This window comes from Corynebacterium sp. PCR 32 (assembly GCF_037464985.1).
Lineage (GTDB): Bacteria > Actinomycetota > Actinomycetes > Mycobacteriales > Mycobacteriaceae > Corynebacterium > Corynebacterium kroppenstedtii_D.
On the sequence record NZ_JBAHVL010000008.1, the window covers coordinates 48,037 to 70,102 of the forward strand.

General features: G+C 56.2%; 17 protein-coding genes, 2 tRNA genes and 1 other RNA gene. 8 read left to right on the forward strand and 12 right to left on the reverse strand.

What is annotated here, in order from left to right:
• Positions 1 to 11: 11 nt before the first annotated feature.
• Complete coding sequence (locus V5S80_RS09200) at positions 12 to 521, reverse strand: FHA domain-containing protein (RefSeq protein WP_395170479.1); 510 nt, start codon at positions 519 to 521, stop codon at positions 12 to 14.
• A gap of 250 nt (positions 522 to 771) precedes the next feature.
• Complete coding sequence (locus V5S80_RS09205; protein ID WP_395170480.1) at positions 772 to 1,740, reverse strand: DUF3662 and FHA domain-containing protein; 969 nt, start codon at positions 1,738 to 1,740, stop codon at positions 772 to 774.
• Positions 1,741 to 2,045: 305 nt separating this feature from the next.
• Between V5S80_RS09205 and V5S80_RS09210 the strand changes: the two genes are divergently transcribed.
• From V5S80_RS09210 to V5S80_RS09225, 4 genes are all read left to right on the forward strand, one after another.
• Positions 2,046 to 2,132: transfer RNA gene (locus V5S80_RS09210), tRNA-Leu, on the forward strand.
• A 156-nt stretch (positions 2,133 to 2,288) separates the two neighbouring features.
• Positions 2,289 to 3,752, forward strand: a complete 1,464-nt coding sequence (locus V5S80_RS09215) for an NAD-dependent succinate-semialdehyde dehydrogenase (RefSeq protein ID WP_395170481.1) — start codon at positions 2,289 to 2,291, stop codon at positions 3,750 to 3,752.
• A gap of 410 nt (positions 3,753 to 4,162) precedes the next feature.
• Complete coding sequence (locus V5S80_RS09220) at positions 4,163 to 5,128, forward strand: ABC transporter ATP-binding protein (RefSeq protein ID WP_395170495.1); 966 nt, start codon at positions 4,163 to 4,165, stop codon at positions 5,126 to 5,128.
• The gene (locus V5S80_RS09225; RefSeq protein ID WP_395170482.1) at positions 5,128 to 5,877 is read left to right on the forward strand and encodes an ABC transporter permease; all 750 of its coding nucleotides are present in this window, start codon (positions 5,128 to 5,130) and stop codon (positions 5,875 to 5,877) included. Before V5S80_RS09220 ends, V5S80_RS09225 begins: the two co-directional genes overlap by 1 nt.
• Before the next feature lie 395 nt (positions 5,878 to 6,272).
• On the opposite strand, the gene V5S80_RS09230 is transcribed toward V5S80_RS09225, so the two are convergent.
• Complete coding sequence (locus V5S80_RS09230) at positions 6,273 to 7,856, reverse strand: succinic semialdehyde dehydrogenase (protein ID WP_395170483.1); 1,584 nt, start codon at positions 7,854 to 7,856, stop codon at positions 6,273 to 6,275.
• A 47-nt stretch (positions 7,857 to 7,903) separates the two neighbouring features.
• Here V5S80_RS09230 and V5S80_RS09235 point away from each other — a divergent pair, with 47 nt between their 5' ends.
• Both V5S80_RS09235 and V5S80_RS09240 read left to right on the forward strand, forming a co-directional pair.
• Positions 7,904 to 8,686 carry an SDR family oxidoreductase gene (locus V5S80_RS09235; protein ID WP_395170484.1) on the forward strand — a complete coding sequence of 261 codons (783 nt, stop codon included), beginning with the start codon at positions 7,904 to 7,906 and terminating at the stop codon, positions 8,684 to 8,686.
• Between the two features lie 347 nt (positions 8,687 to 9,033).
• Entirely contained in the window at positions 9,034 to 10,116 is a 1,083-nt protein-coding gene (locus V5S80_RS09240) for a TIGR00730 family Rossman fold protein (protein ID WP_395170485.1), read from the forward strand.
• 386 nt (positions 10,117 to 10,502) lie between these two features.
• On the opposite strand, the gene V5S80_RS09245 is transcribed toward V5S80_RS09240, so the two are convergent.
• The 9 genes from V5S80_RS09245 to V5S80_RS09285 all read right to left on the reverse strand — a co-directional run bounded on the left by V5S80_RS09245 (position 10,503) and on the right by V5S80_RS09285 (position 21,222).
• Positions 10,503 to 12,992, reverse strand: coding sequence for a PEP/pyruvate-binding domain-containing protein (locus tag V5S80_RS09245; RefSeq protein ID WP_395170486.1), 2,490 nt, complete (start codon positions 12,990 to 12,992; stop codon positions 10,503 to 10,505).
• 51 nt (positions 12,993 to 13,043) lie between these two features.
• Complete coding sequence (locus V5S80_RS09250; protein WP_395170487.1) at positions 13,044 to 14,456, reverse strand: NAD-dependent succinate-semialdehyde dehydrogenase; 1,413 nt, start codon at positions 14,454 to 14,456, stop codon at positions 13,044 to 13,046.
• Positions 14,457 to 14,500: 44 nt separating this feature from the next.
• On the reverse strand, positions 14,501 to 14,878 hold the full coding sequence (locus V5S80_RS09255; RefSeq protein ID WP_395170488.1) for a hypothetical protein: 378 nt from the start codon (positions 14,876 to 14,878) through the stop codon (positions 14,501 to 14,503).
• Between the two features lie 91 nt (positions 14,879 to 14,969).
• Positions 14,970 to 15,626, reverse strand: a complete 657-nt coding sequence (locus V5S80_RS09260; protein WP_395170489.1) for a recombination mediator RecR — start codon at positions 15,624 to 15,626, stop codon at positions 14,970 to 14,972.
• A 99-nt stretch (positions 15,627 to 15,725) separates the two neighbouring features.
• Positions 15,726 to 16,040, reverse strand: a complete 315-nt coding sequence (locus V5S80_RS09265) for a YbaB/EbfC family nucleoid-associated protein (protein WP_395170490.1) — start codon at positions 16,038 to 16,040, stop codon at positions 15,726 to 15,728.
• 141 nt (positions 16,041 to 16,181) lie between these two features.
• Positions 16,182 to 18,899, reverse strand: a complete 2,718-nt coding sequence (locus V5S80_RS09270) for a DNA polymerase III subunit gamma and tau (RefSeq protein WP_395170491.1) — start codon at positions 18,897 to 18,899, stop codon at positions 16,182 to 16,184.
• Between the two features lie 44 nt (positions 18,900 to 18,943).
• Positions 18,944 to 19,645, reverse strand: a complete 702-nt coding sequence (locus V5S80_RS09275) for a hypothetical protein (protein WP_395170492.1) — start codon at positions 19,643 to 19,645, stop codon at positions 18,944 to 18,946.
• Between the two features lie 38 nt (positions 19,646 to 19,683).
• Entirely contained in the window at positions 19,684 to 20,949 is a 1,266-nt protein-coding gene (locus tag V5S80_RS09280) for an aminotransferase class I/II-fold pyridoxal phosphate-dependent enzyme (protein WP_395170496.1), read from the reverse strand.
• A 184-nt stretch (positions 20,950 to 21,133) separates the two neighbouring features.
• A tRNA-Ser gene (locus V5S80_RS09285) sits at positions 21,134 to 21,222 on the reverse strand.
• A gap of 269 nt (positions 21,223 to 21,491) precedes the next feature.
• Here V5S80_RS09285 and ffs point away from each other — a divergent pair.
• An RNA gene (ffs, locus tag V5S80_RS09290) (signal recognition particle sRNA small type) lies at positions 21,492 to 21,586 on the forward strand.
• 235 nt (positions 21,587 to 21,821) lie between these two features.
• A partial coding sequence (locus tag V5S80_RS09295) for a hypothetical protein (RefSeq protein WP_395170493.1) occupies positions 21,822 to 22,066 on the forward strand: 245 nt, incomplete at its 3' end.

The window sequence follows — 22,066 nt, forward strand, 5'->3', positions numbered from 1 at the left end:
CTCATCCCTTCTTACTGCACGTGCAGTGTTGTTCGGCCGACGCGGATGGTGTCTCCGCGGGTGAGGGTTTCCAGCTGGTCAATTCGTTGTTCGTTGAGGAATGTTCCGTTGCGTGATTCTAGGTCTTCGACGTACACGTCGTTTCCGTTGCGGATAACGCGTGCGTGGCGAGACGATGCGAAGTCATCGGAGAGGACGAGGGTGCAGGAGGATGCTCGTCCTATGAAGACTTCTGGTTGTGAGGTGAGGTCGATGGTGTGTCCGCGTTGTGGTCCGGTGCCGATGACGAGTTCGGACAGTGGTGTTCTGTTGCGTTGGTTGCGTCTGCCATCGGGGTTGTGAGAGGCGGTGGGGTCTGTTCCGCTCTGTGGGGCGGCCGCGTGTGGCCCGGTGAGCATGGTGGCTGCGGGTGAGGCTGAGTCACGCTTGAGGGCTCGTAGGGTGAGGGCGATGAAGAGCCAGAGCAGGATGAGGATGGCGAGTTTAACTAGGAACAACACCGTGCTTTGCATGGTGGGCATCCTCCTTGGTCGTGCAGGTGCGCCGTCTGTGTCGACGCGGTGCTCGGTGTGTGCGATCGGTGGTTCATGTCGGCATCGCGCGCCGGGTGTCCAGTGGCCTTATTGGCGCATGTGGACACCCCACCGACTCAAGTCGTGCCCTACTTTACCTTCTTCGGTAGGTGGGGGTGCCAACCTGGCAGCGTAAAGCCGGTGTTCGCAGACGTGCGGTAGTGGATTTGCTCGTGGCGTTGTTCGGTGGGCTGGTGTGTTAGCCCTGGGGTTTGTTTATTCGCACCTCTATATAGGAGTGTCCGATGGTGATGACGTCGCCGTCAGCGAGGAGCCAGTTTTCGATGGGGGTGTCGTTGACGGTGGTGCCGTTGGTGGAGTGGAGGTCGACGAGGACGGCTTCGTGGCCGTCCCATATCAATTCAGCGTGTTGTCGTGATACGCCGGTATCGGGGAGTCGGAAGTCGGCTTGGTTGCCGCGGCCGATCGTGTTTGTTCCCTCGTGGACGTGGTACGCCCGGGAGGATCCATCTTGAAGGAGGAGTGTCACGACCGCTTGTTCGGGTGTGGGCCCGTGTGGTGATGTGTGTCCGGTGTTGGTGCTTGCGGGGTCGTGGGTGGTGGTGGGATGTGTAGGTTGAGGGACTTCCGACCATGCTTGTGCCTGCTGGTAGTTGTCATAGTCAACGCTGTGGGGGAGGTTGTTGTGTGGTGTGGAGCGTTGTTGTGCTTGTTCGTGGGCTGCGTCGTTGACGTGTTGGGATGAGTAGGCCTCTGTGGGTGGGTGTGCTGGTCGTGCGGTGCGTTGTTCGGAGACTGCGGAGTGGCACTTGAGTTGGCCGGTGTGTAGTCCTTTGTCGCTTTTGAGTTCGACGGTGGTGGTGGCGTAGGTGTGCCAGCCTTCGTTGCGGATGAAACGGCCGAGGAGGTCGGAGAGGCTGAAGTTGAGGTTGGGGTCGGCGTCGTTGAGTTTTTCTAGATCGGTTGTTGCGAGGTAGACGACGTACCGGTCAGGGGCATATAGAGTGCCGTGGGGTCCATACACCAAGGAATCCTCGGCTTCTTGCTTCAAGAGTTCCTCAATTTCGGCGGGGATGACGGATCCGCCGAAGACGCGTGCGAATCCATTGTCCATGCCTCGTTGCAGGGAGCTATCGAGCTTGCGGAAACGCCCGAGCATATCCATATGAATAGGGATACCTTTCTTGGCGGTGCGTGAGCCTTTCATGGGTACGCTTCTGCGCGATGAGCGCGGTGACGGTACCTCTATTATGCGAACGTGCTGTTCGCCACGCGGTGCCATTCGAGAGAAGTTCTGGCCATTATACGAATTTCGTCTGTAAATACATAGGAGAGCAGCGTAGTCTACCGAGTGTTTGGTGGGGTTGGCTGCGGATTGTGCGAGGTGTTGAGGGTATTTTGTTGCAGGATTGTGCTGCGTGTTTGATATCACAGTCCTGTATTTTTTATATCGTTGACCTCTGTTTTTGTTTTCGATGTGTGGGGGCGTGCTATGCTAACGGGCGTTGTTTCGGGCGAGTGGCGGAATGGCAGACGCGCTGGCTTCAGGTGCCAGTGTCCTTTATGGACGTGGGGGTTCAAGTCCCCCTTCGCCCACCATATGCGGTGTAGAAACCGCGCTAACCGGAGATTATGAGCGTACGGCGTTCATGATCTCCGGTTGTGTTTTTCCTGCGACATTTCTGACGCGTCAGACTACGGCGAATTACGCTGGTGGTTAGCTCTGCCCCGATTCGTTGTGTGAAAGGTGTCGTCGTGTCTGTTGATGTGAAAGATCTTCTTGGTCATACTCCGACTCAGTTGTTGATTAATGGGACGTGGGTTGATGCGTCGGGGTCGGAGACGTTTCCTGTGGAGAATCCTGCGACGGGTGAGATCATCGCGCAGGTCGCGAGTGCGAATAGTGATGATGCGATGGCGGCATTGGATGCGGCCTCACAGGCTCAGTATGAGTGGTCGCATACGTCGTCGCGGGAGCGGAGCACGATCCTGAGGACAGCGTTTGATCTGGTTCAGGAGAACTCTGAGGAATTAGCCACGTTGATGACTGTGGAGATGGGGAAGCCGCTTGCGGAGTCTCGTGGTGAGGTCGCGTATGGCGGGGAGTTTCTCCGGTGGTTTTCTGAGGAAGCGAATCGGATTGGTGGCCAGTATTCGACGAGCCCTGAAGGGTCGTTGCGGTTATTGGTGTCTCGACGTCCGGTGGGGCCGTGTTTCCTGGTGACACCGTGGAATTTTCCGTTGGCGATGGGTACGCGCAAGATTGGTCCTGCGTTGGCGGCGGGGTGCACTGTTGTGCTGAAGCCTGCGCGTCTTACGCCGCTGACGTCGTTGTATTTCGCTGAGTTGCTTCGTCAGGCGGGTGTTCCGGATGGTGTGGTGAATGTGGTGCCTTCGGCGTCAGCGTCGTCAGTGTCGGATCCCATCTTGGGGGATTCACGGTTACGGAAGGTCTCGTTTACGGGGTCGACGGGCGTTGGTAAGCATCTGTTGGAAGCTGCATCGAAGAATGTGTTGCGGACGTCGATGGAACTGGGTGGTAATGCGCCGTTCATTGTTTTTGATGACGCGGATCTGGATAAGGCTGTCGAGGGGGCTATGGCTGCGAAGATGCGGAATATGGGGGAGGCTTGTACGGCGGCGAACCGGTTTATTGTGCATGAGTCGGTGGCCGAGGAGTTCTCGGAGAAGTTGGCCCTGGCGATGAAGGGCTTGACGTGTGGAAATGGGTTGGATGAGGGGACGACGTGTGGCCCGTTGATTGAGAGGAAAGCTCTGGATAACGTGGCCGCTGTCGTTGATGATGCTCAACAGAGGGGTGCGACGGTGCTCTGCGGCGGTGAGGTTCTCGAGGGCAAGGGTTATTTTTATACGCCGACGGTGCTCTACCCTGTGCCGACCGATGCGCGAGTATTTGGTGAAGAGATTTTTGGGCCAGTAGCACCGATTACGACATTCTCTACGGACGGCGAGGCACTTGAGTTAGCCAATGACACCGAATATGGATTGTCATCCTATGTGTTTACGACGAATGTTCAGCGGGCGTTGCGCTGTGCGGAGGACCTTGACGCGGGGATGACGGGTGTGAATGTGGGGGTGGTGTCTAACGCGGCGGCTCCATTCGGTGGCGTGAAGCAGTCCGGGCTGGGCCGTGAAGGTGGTGTCGTGGGTATTGAGGAATACCAGGAGGTTCGCTATATCGCGATGCCGACGGAGTGAATGCACCGTGTAAGCAACACGACGGCTGGAAATGCAATCTTATAATTCCGCTTCGGTGGGAAGGAAATGGGTAATCTAAAAGACCCAAACGGGGGTGAGATAATTAGTTCAACGGTTATTTTAACATAGTTGTTGTAAGCTAGAACACAACTCAGATATTGTTAGCGCTATAAAAAAATCCCGAGCCTTATCGCTTAATGCCGAAGGGGCAACATGGAAGTAGGCAAAGTGGCCGAGGTGGAGGAATAAAGTAAGCGAAATTAGATTCGAAATTGAAGAACTCGCTTTCTTATGTATATCGCCCATGGTTGTGGGTGCGTCAGGTTGTGTGAGCACTGTCGGCTCTTCTGACTGTCCGATATGCCGTGGGTGCAGCGGGTTGTTTAAGAAGTAAGTGGAAAGGAATTGTGATGAATGTGGCGGTTGAGTTTGATCAAGTTACAAAAGCATTCCGAAAACGGAGAAAAGTAACTACTGCTCTCGACAACTTTACGGCGCACATTCCTAGTGGTGTGAGTTGCTGTTTTATAGGCCCGAATGGGTCAGGGAAATCCACGGCATTCAATCTGCTTACAGGCTTGCTCGCTCCGGGGGAAGGGAGCGTCAAAACATTTGGGCATAATCCAAGTGCAGATCAAAAAGCTGTGGCGAAGTTGTCTGCAATACAGCTTCAGTCGAGCAAGCTTTTCCCGTCGCTTACTGCAGAAGATATGTTGACACTATGGTCCCATATCTACGGAAACGCAAAAAGTCCAAAATCCATCTTGACGAGCTTAAAGATGGAATATTTTAAAGATCGACCAATTGAGAAGCTATCTGGAGGTCAATATCAGTTAGTCAGCGTGGCTTCAGCGCTGATTGCCAACGCTCCGTTGACTATTTTGGATGAGCCAACCAACAATCTTTCCCCTGAAGTAAAAGCAAATGTTTGGGATTATATAAGCAAATACGCTAAAGATCGGGAAAAAACACTTATTTTTTCCACTCATACGATGGAGGATGCCGAAAAATATAGCGATTGGGTGGTGTTGCTTAATGGGGGAAAGACACTCTATGTGGGCCCCACTAATGAACTAATTTCAAAGGCTTTTCCTTTAAGTCAAGAAATTTCCTTCACTGTCTCACTGGAACATTCAGAAGATGAAGTGTTTAAAAATGAGCTTAATAAGATAATGAAAAATGAGGTAAACGTCGGTCAGGAGAAGGTGGATGATGGTATCGCGTATATTATATCCACGCAGCCTGAGGAAAAAGACAGAATTTTGCACGACATTGCTCGTCTTGACAATATTAAAGATCTAAACTGGCGAAAAAAGAATCTTGAAGACACTTACAATGAAATAGTGATGAAAGCGACCCCACTGGAGCTAGATTAATGAAAAATGTAAAACTGGTCAAGACTCTTATGCTGGTTCAGTTGAAAGAAATGTTGTTTGACCGAACGCTTATTATTTTTGTAACGTTGTTCCCGTTTTTCTTTCTTTTTTTATTTTATTTTCTTTCCCACCTCAATAGTGGCAATGGTGGTAGTGGTATACTGGCTACATCATTGCCTTTGGGCTTAGTTGTTTGCTCTGCTAATTGTTCTATGATGATTACCTCTGGTCCTTTAGCGAAGTACCGTAAGAGTGGAGTGTTGACAGCGTTGGCGACAACGCCGCTATCGAAGAGTCTTTTTATGGCGACCCACGCCGTTTTACGATTTGTCTTTGTCAGTGTTCTCTCGCTGATCGTGATCACGTGTGGAATATGGCTGAATATGGTTTCAGGCTCGAAGTTTTTGCCGGCTTTTCTCGCTGTGACTGTGGCGAACCTCTTTTTCCTTAGTCTCGCATATCTGGTGGGGGCTCTTTCATCTTCAGACCAGGCTGCAGGGTACTTCGGAAGTCTTGTCATGATTCTGGCGGCTTTGGGAAGTGGTCTAGGATTTCCACTCAGCTCCTTGCCGTCGTGGTTAGAACTCGTATTTAGGATTCTTCCGACATCCGTCGGGGGTGGTGTTATTACACAGACCGTAGGGGCGCCATGGCCAGTCGGATATGACAGGTTTTGGGTAGTAGCGGGTTGCCTTGCATGGACTGTAGCTTTTTGCGCTCTCGCCATCAAGGCGTTTAAATGGAAGTGACGTGAATCATTGGGTGAAGAAAAGAACTCTCATGTCTTTGGTGACATTGAGTTCTTCAATTTTTCTCAATCATATCCGCTATCCTTTATCCACTTTCGTTTCGAGCCTCCGTGCTCGTAGCGCTACCAATAGTGCAATGTGATGAACGTGTATTCTTAAATACATATTCTTAAATACACGATGCTTAAATTGTTAAAGGTGTGTTCCCTGGCGAACTAAGAATCCCTGGCGTGGCGAATAGCGCCGAACATGGGGGTTGTCCACCGCGGCGGTACCGTGTGGTGGCGTGACGCAGTCTGGGGATGGGCCGCGGTGGTGGCGCCATGGGCACTGAGGGATACCAGGAAGTTCGCTACATCACACTGCCCATGGAGTAGAGGCGGCCCGCCTGTGGATTAGCGTAGGAGTTTCGTTGCTTTGCCAGCTCGGAGGGCCAGCGAGACAATGCGTGAGTACGCTTTGCGGCCAAGCGCTGGGGGGCCTTGGATGGGCATGATTCGTTGTTCGGCGATGTTTTGGGTTTCGGTGTATTTCATGAGCCCCTCACGACCGTGCCGTCGGGACATCCCAGATTCCTTGACACCACCGAGAGCAGTGTCCACGGAGCCCCACGTTGCTGTGTAGCCGTCATTGATGTTGATGGATCCCGCTTCGATCCGCGGGGCAATATCCCAGGCGGTTCGGGGGTCGCCGAAAATGGATGCGTTAAGCCCGTAGGTCGTGTCGTTGGCCCGGCGGAGAGCCTCTTCGACGTTGCGGACCTTATCGATGTAGATCACGGGGCCAAAGACTTCTTCCCGGCGGAGACGAGCCTCGGGTGGTACATCGGTGAGGACAGTGGGCTCGTAGAAGTATGGGCCAAGATCGGGGCGGGCACGGCCACCGGTGACGACAGTGGCGCCGTGTGCTCGAGCATCGTCGACGAATTCGGTGACGGTGTCAAGTTGTTGTTGGCTGGCGAGTGACCCCATCTCGTAGTTCCAGTTGAGTCCGGTGCCGAGGGTAATAGCGTTGACGGCGTCGGTGAGCCTGTGGAGGTAGTCGTCGTAGATCTTCTCTTCGACATAGATCCGCTCAATAGAGACGCAGAGTTGCCCCGAATTGGAGAAGCAACCATGGATGGTGCCATCAACGGCGCGGTGGAGGTCGGCGTCAGCCTGCACAATCATGGGGTTTTTGCCACCGAGTTCGGCGGAGAACCCGACAAGCCGGCGGCCGACGTGTTCGCCGAGTGTCTTGCCCGTTGCTGTGGAGCCGGTGAACATGAGGTAGTCGCAGTGGTCGGCGATAGCGGTGCCAACGACTCGGCCGGGCCCGGTGACCACTTGGATAACGTGTGCCGGGAGCCCTGCCTCGAGCAGCAATTTCAGGGCAAGGAGGGTGCAAAAAGGGGTGGAGGAGTCCGGTTTTGCGACGACTGTGTTTCCTGCTGCGATAGCAGCGAGTGCGTCGGAAATCCCGAGGGTGAGGGGGTAGTTCCACGGGCTGATCTGGCCCACTACTCCCTTGGGGTAATGGTATTCGCGGGATCGGGTAACTATGGGGAGTGCCCCGGGATGGCGCGAGGGCCGGAGGAATGACGCGAGGTGGTTTCCGTAGTAGCGGGCGTTGATGGCGACGTCCATGACTTCGTCGAAAGCGGAGGCGCGATTTTTGCCTGTTTCGAGTTGGATCATGTCGAGGAGGAGTTCACGGTGTGTGAGGACGAGGTCGTGGTAGCGGAGGAGGATGCGTGTGCGTTCTGCGAATGGTGAGGCCCGCCAGGATCGTTGGACCTGACGGGCAGTGGTAAAGGCATCCGCAACGTCTTCTTCTGTTCCTGTACCAACCCAGCCGAGGGTCGAGCCGTCGAAAGGGCTCTCGATGGCGGTGGGTGTGCTGGAGTGCAGGCTTCCAGTGCGGGCATTGACGGTTAGGCTACGGAGAGATTCTGCGAACTCATCGGGGAGGGGACCGAGGGGTAATCTTTTAAAATTCATAAAGCGAGTCTATGACATTGGGTCGCGTGGCGCGGTAGATTGACTCCATGGCAAACACCCACAGCAAAAGCATTTTCATTTCCGGCGGCGCCGCAGGCATTGGCCGGCAGGTCGTGCTCCGATTCCTGTCGGCTGGCTGGACGGTTGGCGCGTATGACATCGATGAGGCGGCACTCGCGTCACTACAAGAAGAATTCCCGCAGGTAATCACTGGCCGGCTTGACGTTACTGATGCTGGCCAATGGGAGGATGCTCTTGCTGACTTCACGTCGCACACCGGGGGCACGTTGGATGTCCTCGATAACAATGCTGGTGTAATTGGCGACGGTGACATTGTTGATCAGTCCCCAGAGGTCATTGCCAGGCAAATTGATATCAACTGCACCGGGGTGGTCTTGGGGGCGCGTGCGGCGCATCGCTATCTTAAGCGGACGAAGAATGCTCACATGGTCACCATGGGATCGGCGTCTGGAATTTATGGGCAACCGCATATCACCCCGTACTCCGCCTCCAAGTTTTTTGTACTTGGGTTCACGCAGGCAATGGATTTGGAGTGGAGGAAGGATGATATTCGTGTCGTGAGCCTCATGCCGTTGTGGGCCAAGACGAAACTTGCTGACGTTGAGGCTAAATCGACGAAGAGGCTTGGTGTGAATATCCGCCCGGAGGACGTTGCAGAGGCGGTGTGGAAGGCTGTGCATCCGGCGAACATTCTGGAGCGGCACCGTCACATGTATTCCGTCTCGACGCCTGATCTTGTTCTGCGATATCTTGCGCGGCTTGTGCCAGCCCCGATTGTGCGCTTCGCAAACAGCATTATTGCTGGTTGATTGCTTTCAAGGATGTGAATGGTGAGGGTGGTGTACCCCAGGGGCGGGTAGGTGTCGCGTCGGACGAGTGAATCGTGGAGGGGCGACATCATTTCTCAGTAAGTACACAGGTGTATACCGCTAATTATTCAGTAAGCCTTCGTAGATTGTGGCATTGTCAGCGAAACAGAGAAGTGGTCCACCTCTTCTCGCGAGTGAAAGCCTGGTGATTCATTTCGAACTTTGAGGGAGCAATGGGACAAAAGGGACGTGCCGCACCTGTCAACATGGTGCGGCACGTCCCTGTGTGATCTCGTATTTGCGCTCCCCGGCCGATGGCCCCAGGAGCGTTGTTAGACTCTCCAGATATGCCTGTGATTCGCGTGAGCGCTGCCATTATCAGAGACGTTAACGGCAATTTTTTGCTCGTACGTAAAAAGGGAACGTCAGCATTCATGTTTCCCGGTGGCAAACCGGAACCGGGGGAAACGCCAGACCAGACGCTTATTCGTGAGCTTGATGAAGAGCTTAAACTCCGTGTGGCACCGGATGATCTCACTTTCCTGGGCACCTTCCGCGCCACTGCCGCCAATGAGGCCAACACCGACGTTCTTGCCGATGTGTTTATTGTCGACGGTATGCCGCTCGGGGGGACCAGTAGCGATGCCACCAAGGCTGCCCGTGACGCGCACCGCATTGTCGTGACACCGTGTGCGGAGATCGACGACGCGCGGTGGGTGAGTAGCCGTGATCGTGATGTGACCATCGCGCCCTTGACCCGTGACGTCGTGCCCACGCTGAAAGGCCGGGGATTTTTGTTGTTCACTGGGTCGGCGGAGGGCAATAGGCCTGAGTATCGTGAGGCTGTCGAAGACTTCGTTCACGCGATCGGCGCACATGGTGACCATATTGTGTATGGCGGGGGGCGCGCCGGGTTGATGGGGGTGGTGGGGGATACCGCTGCTGCTGATCGAACATTGTGTATTGGTGTGATTCCGTATCTTCTTGCTGGTGTGGAGGGCCCGGAGGGGTTTCATCACGGTGGTCGGACGTATGTTCTTCCTGCCGATGATGGGTGTGTGGTGGCGCCGAGGCGAGGGGAGATTGCGCATGGCGGTTTGACGAGATTGGAATTGGTGCCGACGATGTCCGCTCGGAAGGCGCGCATGGGGGAGCTGGCTGATGTGGTTGTTGGTTTGCCTGGTGGGGTGGGCACGGTCGATGAGTTGTTTGACGCGTGGACGCAGCAGCAGCTCGGGTATACCCAACATGCGGTGGCATTACTTAATGTGAATGGGTATTGGGAACCACTGATCGGCACGATTAAGCACATGGTGGCAGAAGGGTTTTTGAGCTCAGTCTTTCTAGAATCCCTGATTGTTGCTGATAACCCGAGCGAACTGTATGAGAAAGTTAACGCGTGGATTCCTCCAGCACCAAAATGGGGGTAGGGGATTTATTGCTGAAGGACATGTAAAAACTTTTTCATTATGTTATTTCTGGCGAGATTAATGCGAAGCCGGGGAAAGCCTACCCGGAAACACACTCGCTGCTCGATTCCGAAGATCTGGGGTTGATATTCATGGAAACTTCTCACACAGGACGTGAGGTGGCAGAACTCCGACGTAGATTCGATATGATGATGCTCGAGGATAATGCGATGTGAATGGGGTACACGTGGTCACAGTGCCATCACATTGAACGCCAACACTGCGGTACTCAGCACGGTCATCCCAAGACAATTGACCCAGAATTCCTGCCCCAGGAAATGTGCCTTGATATGGGCAATGAGGGGACCACCCACCTACCCCCACGGTTCGACAGCGATATCGTGACACTAGAGCGTGGGCTCAAGCACAGTCAGTGACCCGGCAGACCCATCGACCCTCACCCGAGTTCCACTAGTCAGTGCCGAGGTAGCCTGCCCAACACCAAGCACAGCAGGTATCCCACGCTCCCTCGCAACAATAGCGGCGTGCGACAACGCACCCCCACGATCAGTAACAACGGCACTGGCAAGGGAAAAGAGCGGAGTCCATGTCGGATCGGTGTATCGGCACACGAGCACATCCCCTTTGTTGAGCTTCTCAAAATCAGCAGGACCATCAATGATCCGTGCGACACCAGTCACCGTTCCTGGACTACCCGCTACACCTGTGAGACCACGCCCATCCTGCGGACGCGACGGTTGGCGGGATGTTTTCCACCACAACACCTCCGCAGTATTTCTCCACTGACGTCGCGTCGCCACAATGGATCTGAGCTCCTGACACGACTCGTGCGACTGACTCCCCGCAAGAAACTCGAATACCTCAGGAAGAGTCAGAAATTTCGCCTCATCACGAGCATCAATGACATGGGCGTCGCACAACCTCGTCGCGCAGGAATAAAAGGCTAAACGTGCGATTCGAAGACACCGTTCTATGAGGTAAACACTCTCCTCCCTGCCAACATGGAAGCGACGATACAGGTCCGTATCTCGCATGAACCGCCTGTACCCAGCCGCCGATAGCTCATCCTCGGCCGCGGCGAGGATGCGATCGACCTGCGGCGGACAAGAATCAGCCTCCTCGTTGGCTGCACACGCGTCGACCACAGCGTCGAGCGTGCGAAAATCCTCCGACCACGACAAGGACCCAAAGGGAACATACATTTTTGATGTACGCGCCCCATGCTTATCGAGAAACGAAGCATAGAGGGCCCTCAACTCGGAATCATTCTGACGTGCCTGGACAGCACTGTCGAACGCATGGTCCCGTTTGATCATCGCATACCGGTGGGCAAGGCTGGCCAGATCACGATCAATCAACGCCGTCTTATACTCCAGATTGCCCAGGAGGTCCTCAGGAGTCCAGCACTCATGACTACGCTGGTTGAGTACCCTGACCTTCTTCTCCAGCCGCTTCCTACAGGGAATAAGAGGGGCAAGATAGAGCCGAAAACGAAGATCCGTCAACGCGCTTGCCTGCTCAATAGCGGCAACCACAAGTTTCTGCGCATCAGGATGAGACAAGCCAACGCTTGATGCATCAATCTGCCGGGAGGATTGGATTCCGAGCTCGTGTTCCTTATGCTCAATCCAATCGATATGCTCCGCGAAAGCAGAATAAGGATCCTGGGGCTGCGTTGCCCACACCTGCCGTATCATTGTCGGCGCTTTCCAGAGCATAGAAAACGTTGGCCTCGGCACCCGTGGGGCTACGCCCGCGATGCCTCGAACGTCCATCTGGATAGTGTCCTCTGCCGATGGGGCAGACAATCCCAGATCACCCATCAACGACTGGATAGAGGATTGGATGGCGCGAATGCAATAGATATCAGCTGGGTACGGGCTTGGGTAGTGCTCAATAAGATCGTCGCGGAGAGTGTGCTCGACCCTGTTCTTTGGCGTGCGATGAGCACAGTCGCGCGGAGGGAAAGTCGTGATAGGGCGTGTCTGGAGGAGATACGCGGTCCCATTGGCAATGCCCCATTCAATATCCTGCGGTGCACCATAGTGGTGTTCCACGACGTGGCCAAGGCTGACCAATGATTGAATAGTGGTCTCATCGAGGCTCCACTGGTCACGCATATCATCATCAACAGGGCGTGTCGCCGTTCCCTGTGCAGTGTCCTGTGCGGGCACAATCATGATGTCTTTATCGCCCATGACCCGATCAATGACATGGCCATCAGCTTTCCTAACCCGATATTGATCGGGGGAAACCTCGGACGACACTACAGCTTCCCCAAGCCCATAACTGGCATTAATCACAAGCGTGGATGTGTCGATACTGACGGGATCTGAGGTGAACAACACGCCCGACACCTCAGGCGATATCATCCGCTGGATCACCACCGCGATATCCGGGACAGTATCGGACTCCGAGAGCCCACGTTCACAACGGTAGTGAATAGCACGCTGAGACCAGAGCGACGCCCAACACCGTCGCACGGCACCCACAACAGTGTCGACGCCGCTGATGTGTAAGAACGTCTCTTGTTGACCAGCGAAACTAGCCTCACTGGAGTCCTCGCCGATGGCTGATGAACGAACAGCAACCCGCCCCTCACCAAGTGACCTATACGCCTCGACGATCGCATCCCGAACCACACCTGGCAGGGGAGAATGAAGAGACATCTCACGAGCATCACGAGGACTAAGCTCCTCAATCGACGTTATCCCGCTATCCTGGCATAACTTCTGAAAAGCATCCGTAGTAACGCACACCGCCGGGGGAACCATGATACCCGCGCGAACCATCTCGCCCAGGTTACATGCCTTACCGCCAGCACGGTTCCGCATATCGTCACCGATATCGCGCACTGGCGTCCAATATATAGTCATCGTATTCGTTTCTTTTTTATAAAATGCTCATCATGAGCACGACACGGACACCTACATCGCAGGGGAGAGACCTCCACCATTGGGCGTGTCGCTGATACGGAATAGATGCTCATTGGCGAATTCTTTCACACCCCACCGTTCCATCTCCCGCCCATAACCAGACCGGCCGACACCACCGAACGGCAACCCAGCCGCAGTCACCGACGCCTCATTGACAAACGTCATACCATCTTTCAATTGACGAGCAACCTCCCACGCCTTATCAACATCAGACCCCCACACAGAACCAGACAGGCCATAGTCGGAGTAATCATTGGCAACGTGAACGGCCTCATCGGCGTCTTTCACCGCATACACCACCGCCACCGGACCAAAAATTTCGTTGCACCCCACATCCGCCCGCGGATCAACATCAGTGAGGAGAGTCGGCTCCATGAAAGCCCCCTCACGGTCCAATGCATGCCCGCCAACTTTCACCGTCGCCGTGCCTTCTCTAGCGGCCTTCTCCAAACGCTCAACAATCTCATCACGCGCACCCATCGACGACAACGGCCCCACATCAGCGTTCTCGTCATCCCACGTACCGACCGTCAACGCGCTGATACGATCTTCCAACCCGGAAACAACCTTGTCGTAGAAAGACTCCATCACGATCAACCGTTTCGGCGCATTGCACGCCTGCCCCGTGTTATACATGCGGATGGTGACGAAGTTGTCCAGAATCTCATCCAGGTTGGCGTCGTCGAGAATGATGAAAGGATCATTCCCACCCAGTTCCAGCACGGACTTCTTATAGTGCTCACCAGCTGTCTTAGCGACGGCGGCACCGGCGGCTTCCGAACCAGTCAGAGACACACCCTTAATGCGATCATCAGCAACGAACGCGTCCATCTGTGAACCAGAAGCATACACATTGATAAAGACATCCTTCGGTAGCCCCGCATCCTCGAGAAGATCCTGGCACGCCTGGGATGAAAGAGGACAGATGGACGCATGCTTGAGCACCAAAGAATTACCCAACAGAAGATTCGGTGCCGCCCACCGAGCAACCTGATAGTACGGGAAGTTCCACGGCATGATACCCAAAATCGGGCCTATAGGATCATGGCGGACAAACGACCGGACCGCACCCAGGCGGGGTAGCTCGGTATCCTGCAGGAGCTCATAGGCATGGTCCGCATACCACCGGTAGATACCAACAACAACCTGAATCTCAGCCTGACCCCACCGGGTAAGCTTGCCCATCTCACGCCCGATATAGGAGGCTAGCTCGTCGGATCGCTCTTCATAGAGATCCGCCACCGTATGAAGGACAGTGACGCGTTCCTCAATGGACGTGTCCTTCCACCGCGTGTACGCTGCTGTGGAACGATCGAGGATCGCGTCACGGTCGGTATCCTCGATGCGGTTGAAAGTGTCTTCTGATTGGCCTGTGCTGGGGTTTTCTAGCGCGAAGGTACTCATACCACAGTCATACACCGGCTTACCAATTTTATCAGAAGCGCAGGTCAGTGGGGCGATTCTCTCCACATTCTCCACGACGCGCGAATCATAGGCACCTGCAAGGGTAGGCGCGCGATCCACCCAATTTGTTCAGGCCACGGACGGTCGAGCCGCTGACGGACAGATTCCACATTGCCTGGCCACACAGCGATCAAAAGTACTGCAGACATGAGCCCACCGAACCGGTTGGCCTTGGTATGAGGAGCAGCGAGAAGAGCCGCCGTGCCGAGCTCACCAGCACCGGCAAGGTAGTTCCAGAACCGCGGCGTGCCAGGCGCATAGGTAGGGACGATGTCCTCGAAAAGCGTGGGAGTGACAAAATGACCACACCCCGAGACGGTGTAGAGGGCGGTGAGGCCCCAGCGGGCTTTATCAGACGACATACCCTAGTTCTAACACGGGTTCACTGCTTTCGCCTGTCCGCGCGGCACTGTCACGCTAGCGGCACAGCGGAATTATTGCGTGCCTATTGTGTTAGAGAGGAAGACGCCCGGCCAGCGCGCGGGAGAGCGTGAGTTCGTCAACATATTCGAGGTCCCCACCGATCGGCATACCAGATGCGAGACGGGAGACAGTGAGGTCCGGGAAATCCTTGAGAAGCCTGGCGAGATAGGAACTAGTGGCCTCACCTTCCGTATTAGGGTCGGTGGCGATGATGACCTCGCTGATGGTGGGGGCATCATCGTAATCGGGTTTGTCAGGTGTGGAATCGGCTGTTTCCCGATCGGGAAGAACACTCGCGATGCGTTGGAGAAGCTGCGTGATGGCAAGATCTTTGGGGCCAACATTAGCTAGAGGATCAAGCGCCCCACCAAGCACATGATAGCGGCCACCATATTCACCGGTGGCCTCGATAACTTCAATATCCTTGGGCTCTTCAACGACGCAGATGGTGGTGGCGTCACGGTGGGGGTTGGCGCAGACCCGGCAAATATCATCGCGAGAGATGTTTCCACAGATGCGGCAGAACGTGATGCCATCGCGGACAGCGGTCAGCGCGGCACGAAGACGGTCGATGTCGTCGGGATCGGTGCGGAGCACATGGAACGCTATACGCTGGGCGCTTTTGGGGCCGATTCCGGGCAGGCGAGAGAACTCATCAATGAGGTCTTGGAGTGGTCCTTCGAACAACGACGTCCTAATTTCGTAAGGTTGATGGTCGGGCTCGTCACGACGAGCAAGGGGCTGTGAGCCACCCGTGGGATACCCATGCAGGTGGCCAGGCTCATTTTAGACGCCAAGTCCACCGAGGCCTTCAGAAAAAGGCCCCATCTTTTCTTGCGCGTAGGACTGTAGTGAGGAGTTGGCATCCTGAAGTGCACCCAGGACGAGGTCTTGAAGAGTATCGACATCGTCAGGGTCGACGACAGACTTGTCAATGCTGACAGCGGTCACCTCACCAGTACCTTTCATGGTGACTGTGACAAGCCCATTGCCGGCGGTACCACTGATCTCAGACTCAGCAATTTCACCCTGAACACGCTGCAATTGTTCTTGCATTTGCTGTGCTTGAGCCATGATTTCGTTGAAGTCGGGTTGTGACATGGTTGTCTCCTTAGGTGGTCAATGGTGGTTGTGACGAGCCGATTGCTCGCAGTCGTGCGGTTCAGTGTAACCAATGCTACGACCCACGAGCGCGTGGGGGACACCAGGTTCCTGAGGTGAGGCGACATTGCCGAGGGGGACCTACAAGGGTTGTGCCCCCAGCTCGTTAATCAGGAGCTCCATCGCTATTTCTTTCGCAGAACGACGATCGTAGTTGGTGTCATCACGACTGGCAGTAGCCATCTCCTCTTCCGCTTCTTCTTGCGTATATTCAGTATCAACCGGCTGGCGCACCCCACGTGGATGGTCAGCAACCCCCGGCGCCGAACCAGCATCCGCCGTGATGTTCTGATCATCGGCGGGGGCAGGCGTCATGCGTGAGCGGGGGTGGTAGTCCTCAGGTGGAGCACTGTCGGGGTCATCTTCAGGCTCGGGAGGCAGCGGTGACCCATCGCTGAATGATTGTGGAGTGCGACTCTGAATCCGCGGTGACACCGGGCCTGTATCCGGGGCCGACTGGAGCGTTGACTGCTCCGCCGTCGACGCGTGTGGTTTCCTCTGCTCTTGGGCCTTCTTCCACTGGGCGGCTGCTGTTAACGCGGTACGAGCAGAATCGGAGAGCACCGCCGTCGTGGACATGAACGCAGATGCAGGAGCTGGCGCGCTAGCACCCACCGACGAATCCCCGGAGATGGTCTTATTGGTAGTGGGTGCGGTAGCAGCGGCGTTAGCTGCTACCGCGGAGCGAGGGTGGTCGGGGTGAGCGTCCTTCCATCGTTGAAGCGCGGCGTCGTCGGTACCGATGACAGCTTCAACGGTGACGGTATGGCCAGTTGCCTCGGTAATGGCGTCTGCAATAGAAGCATTGTTGTGCCCATCATTGAGCCGCTGCGCAAGCGCACCAGTGTGATGCCCAAGGACAACATGGTTGCCAAATACGCCGAGAACAACGGCTTCACTGACCATGACGTGCGCGACCTTGCTTCGTGTACCGACAGCCTGCTTGATTGCTGTCCACTGTGGCCGCAGGTCATCCGCCGCGAGACCTCCATGATCTCCCTCAGTAGATTCATCAACAGACGGTGTCGGGCCGACATGCCCAGTCGGCGTATCGTCCGCTGAGTGTGCCTCAGCCACCCCGGCCGCATCCGTCCGACCCTCGGCCGATGATCCATCACTGGTACCACCATCAGCGGGCATAGAGCCTTCACCTGCCGACGCCTCACCAGCTGATCCTTCACCCGGCATCTCTGACCGCGAAGCACTAGGGGCAGAGGCACTCTCAGGAAGAACAACAGCGGGACCCTCACGCTCCTCGATCTTGCTCATACGCTCGTGCGCCTCACGAGCGCGGATCTCCCGCTCCTGCTGCATAGCTTGCTCACGCAGATACTTGGAAAGCGCTTCCCGATCCATCGTGTGCGCACCACCACCCAGCCCCAGAGGTGATGATGCGGCCATATCAGCCCCTGCCACCTCACCGCTCAGCCGGCCCTGCTGCTTCTCACCAGGAGTATTCGCCCTCTCCCCGGTCTTCTTATCGTCGCCTTTCTTATCCTTGGGCTGCCAAATAATCCGCCCACCCCCCTGGGCCCGCCGCGGAACTGTGCCCGCGCCCTCCCCAGTGGTTCCGCCGGTACTACCGGAGTCAACGGCACCCGCTGCCCCTTCCACACCACCAGAGCCCCCCGTCGCCTCGCTCACAGTGGGCCGCCCACGCTCCAACAACTCAACACGCTGGGCCAGTGCCTCGACCCCATCGGCCGCGCCGGGCATCACCATCCGGGCGCACATGATCTCCAGAAGGAGACGCGGAGACGTCGCTCCTTTCAATTCGTTGAGGCCATCACTCACGACGGCTGCGCACCGCGTCAGCGTTGCCGGGCCAAGGACCTGCGCCTGGTTACTCAACGCATCGCGCTGGTCGAGTGGCGCATCGACAAGACCGTGGTCGAACGCGTCCGGGATGGACTGGAGGACAAGGAGGTCACGGAAGCGATCGACAAGGTCAGTCGCGAAGCGGCGTGGGTCGTGCCCGGCGTCGAGAACCTTAGTAATGGTGGTGAAAAGGCCAGCTGGGTTATTGTCGGCCACAGCATCGACGGCAGCATCGATCAATGAACAGTCAGTGATGCCAAGAACCCCGGCGGCGTGGGCATACGTGATGCCATGATCATCGGCACCAGCGAGGAGCTGGTCAAGCACCGAGAGAGAGTCACGGGGAGAACCACCACCAGCACGGATGACCAGCGGGTACACCGAGGCCTCGACACGCACATGTTCGTCACGACAAATACGCTCCAGCAAACCGCGCATATCGTTGGGCGCGAGCAGACGGAATGGATACTGATGCGTCCTGGATTTAATGGTCGTCAGGACTTTTTCAGGTTCAGTCGTGGCGAAGATGAAGACAAGATGCTCAGGTGGCTCCTCGACGATCTTGAGCAGCGCGTTGAAACCTTCCTTGGTGATCATATGAGCTTCGTCAATGATGAAGACACGGTAGCGGGATTCCGCCGGGGCGTAGATAGCCCGGTCGCGGAGATCCCGCATGTCATCGACACCGCGATGACTGGCTGCGTCAAGTTCCGTGACATCGAGAGAACCCGGCCCCCCAGGGGCAAGAGCCAGACAGGATTCGCACTGACCACAGGGCGATGAGGTGGGACCATGAACACAATTCAGCGATCGCGCCAGGATTCGAGCTGAGGAAGTTTTCCCACACCCGCGGGGCCCGGAGAACAGGTATGCATGGTTGATGCGCCCGGCGTTGAGAGCCTGGCTGAGGGGCCCGGTAATGTGTTCCTGGCCGACGACATCAGCGAACGTTGCGGGACGGTACTTCCTGTAAAGAGCCACGTGTGTATGCTACCGCCCGGCTAGGACATGCCGCCCACACCGTGCTAAACGACACTTCCTCGACGCAGATCACGAAGATCGGCATGCCCCCCGGCAAGGCGTGCTTGGAGAGAATCAATGCCGTGGGTCATGCCGTGCAGGAATTCTTGTTCGGTGAGCATAATAACCTGGGCGATAAGCGTCATACGCCCCGGGTGCGTGGGGGCGACGGGCTGACCATCGGCGGTGGTGAGGTCAGGGTGCTCGGTGACAGTGGGTACGCCTTGAGGCCAAATGTAGGGGACGACGAGAAGACCATGTTTCGTCGTGAGCGCGGGGTTGACCATGGCACCGAGACCAGGAAGAAACGTTCCAGGTTGCGCAAGCCTGCCTGATCCTTCCTCGCTCAGCATGGCAGCCGTGGCGGAGACGAGTTGCGCTATTTCACCTGGTCGTTCGAGTCCAACAGCGAGGATTTCTGCACGCACATCCATTCCGTCGGGGCTGGTCAACCCCGTGGAATATCGTGCGGCGTCAGCGGTGCAGGCGAGAACCTGCCGGAGGTCATCAGCCACGTAGCCGTGCCCGCTGCTCGCGGGGTTCTCGTCCTCATCGTGAGGGGCGATGGGCTCAGCTGACCCATCGTCGTCAATGAGAAGGGAGGTTACTGTAAATGGTGGCTTTTCTGGGCCGGCGGTGACGCTGGACCACTGGGTGTCGCTGGGCAGGATGGATGCAAGCCAGGTCTGCGTTTCCAGAAGGTTCATAGGGAAGTAGCTGCCTCAAATATGGTGGTGGGTGGGCTCTACTGTGCTCCGGCGTCAACTGCTTCAGCGGCTGCGAGGAGGACACAGGTCGCCACACCATCCATTGCTTCCTCGACCTGGTCGATAGGTGGTAGCGACGGAGCCAGACGGATATTCCGATTATGAGGATCCTGGTGTAGCGGGAAGCTAGACCCAGCCTCAGTCAGCTTAATACCAGCCTCATGAGCAAGCTCAACGACACGCGATGCCGTGCCATCCGGCACGTCCATGCTGATGAAGTAACCACCCTTGGGTTTGGTCCACCTGGCAACACCATAATCATCGAGCCGTTCGTGCAGTACTGTGTCGACGGCCGCGAACTTGGGTGCTAACGAGACAGCATGCTTGCGCATCACGGCTTTAACGCCCTGTGCATTGTGGAAATATCGTGCGTGAGCCAACTGGTTGATCTTGTTTGGCCCGATGCTACGAACCCCGGCGTGGCTCACGTACCACTCCAGGTTACTGGCTGATGATGCAAAGAATCCCACCCCTGAACCAGCAAATGTGATCTTCGAGGTTGACGTGAGGAACCAGAACCGGTTGGGATGACCAGCCTTCTCGGCGAGCTCCACGACGTTGATCGGTTCTGGGAAATCCTCTGTCAGAGTGTGCACGGCATAGGCGTTATCCCACACGATACGGAAATCGGGGGCGGCGGCATCAAGGGAGGCAAGCGTGTTACATGTGTCACGCGAGTAGCTAATGCCAGTGGGGTTACCGAACACTGGGACCGTCCACATGCCCTTGACCTGTGGGTCTGTGAGGAGTTCTGCGACGGCCTCAAGATCAGGTCCCTCATTTGTCATCGGGACGGTGAGCATCTCGAACCCAAGGTGTTCGGTGATGGAGAAGTGTCGATCATAGCCAGGAACTGGGCAGATCCACTTAACGGTCTCCTCATCCTTCCACGGGCGTGGTGAATCCTGCGTGCCGAAGATATATGCCCACACGATAAGGTCGTGCATAATGCTCAAACTTGAGGAGTCACCGGCAATAATGTTCTCGACGGGGATATCGAGCAGTTCAGCGTAGATTTTCCGAATATCCGGGATACCTCGAAGACCACTATAGTTGCGGCAATCTGTACCATCCTCGGCGGTGGTATGCCCGACACCAGGCAGGGCGAGGAGGCTGTCGGCGACGTCGAGCTGTTCAGCAGAAGGTTTACCACGGGTGAGGTCCAGAGCGAGATTCTTGGCCTTGAGTTCGTTGTAAGCCTGCTCGAACTTCGCTTTCGACCCTTTGAGAGCGTCAACATTCATTTTCGACGGTGCGACCTGCGGTGACATGCGTGCCTTCCTTCAGAGCAAGCGATTCGCGTTCAACGTTTTAAGCAACTCCACATCGTACAGGGTGATCAGGGCGCAGGAACGGGAGGGAAACGTCGGAAGGGTCTCGGTGGCAACAAAAAATCCTGGCACGGTACTGAACCCGTGCCAGGATGTGTGGCGGAGGATGTGGGATTTGAACCCACGAGGGTATTACTACCCGCACGCGTTCCAGGCGTGTGACATAGGCCGCTAGTCGAATCCTCCAAGCGTGGAACGCACCTGAAGTCCGCGTTCCGGTGGGCAAGCCTACCGGATGGCCGGTGCAACGCCAAAAAAGAACACGTTAGCCTGGTTGAGGTGCGTGATGTCCAGGGTGAAAAGCTACCCTGCGGTGACGCTAAAAGCGTAGCGTCGAGAATGAATAATGAGTGGTGGGGCCCGTTCCGCGCCGTCGACACGGGGATGACAATGGGAAAAAGGGGGTTGGCTGGCAGGCCGGGTAGGAATATGCGCCACGGTGAGTTACTATGGGGTCCGGATTCCGCGCGGCGTCCATCTTGTGAACTCCCCCAGGGCGGGAACGCAGCAAGGGTCAGCAAGCTCTGACGGGTGCGCGGGGTCCCCCTTTTTTATGCCCACATTCGGGCGCGTTCCCCCTCGTCATTCCTCGCCACATAGTCGCGGGAACCATTGTGTGGCTCTTGTCGTCTAATTTCTACGCACGAGACACGGTGGGGTGCTGACTGTGTATCGCCCAACGTGTGAAGGGGCGCAGTGCACGTTGCGTTGAGTTAACCAGGGGAAGAAGGTGGGATTCCATGCCGTCAGGTGGTCAGTTGTGGTGTGGTCGGAGGGTGCAGCCTATGGAGGGAGCATCGTATGCACGACACGCATGTTTACGCGTGTTGTCGGTTGTTGTGGTGGTGGGTGTGTTGGCGGGGTGTCACCACGGTGGTGAGGGTGTGAAAGATGTTTCGACCTCTGGGTCTGCTACGGGGGCGGGTGCATCGCGGAGTCCTGATGATCTGCCACTGTGGGAGCAGCCTGAGCTGCTTGCTAAGTACCCGGTGCGGGCGAAGAAAAACCCGGACGGGTCTTATGACTACTC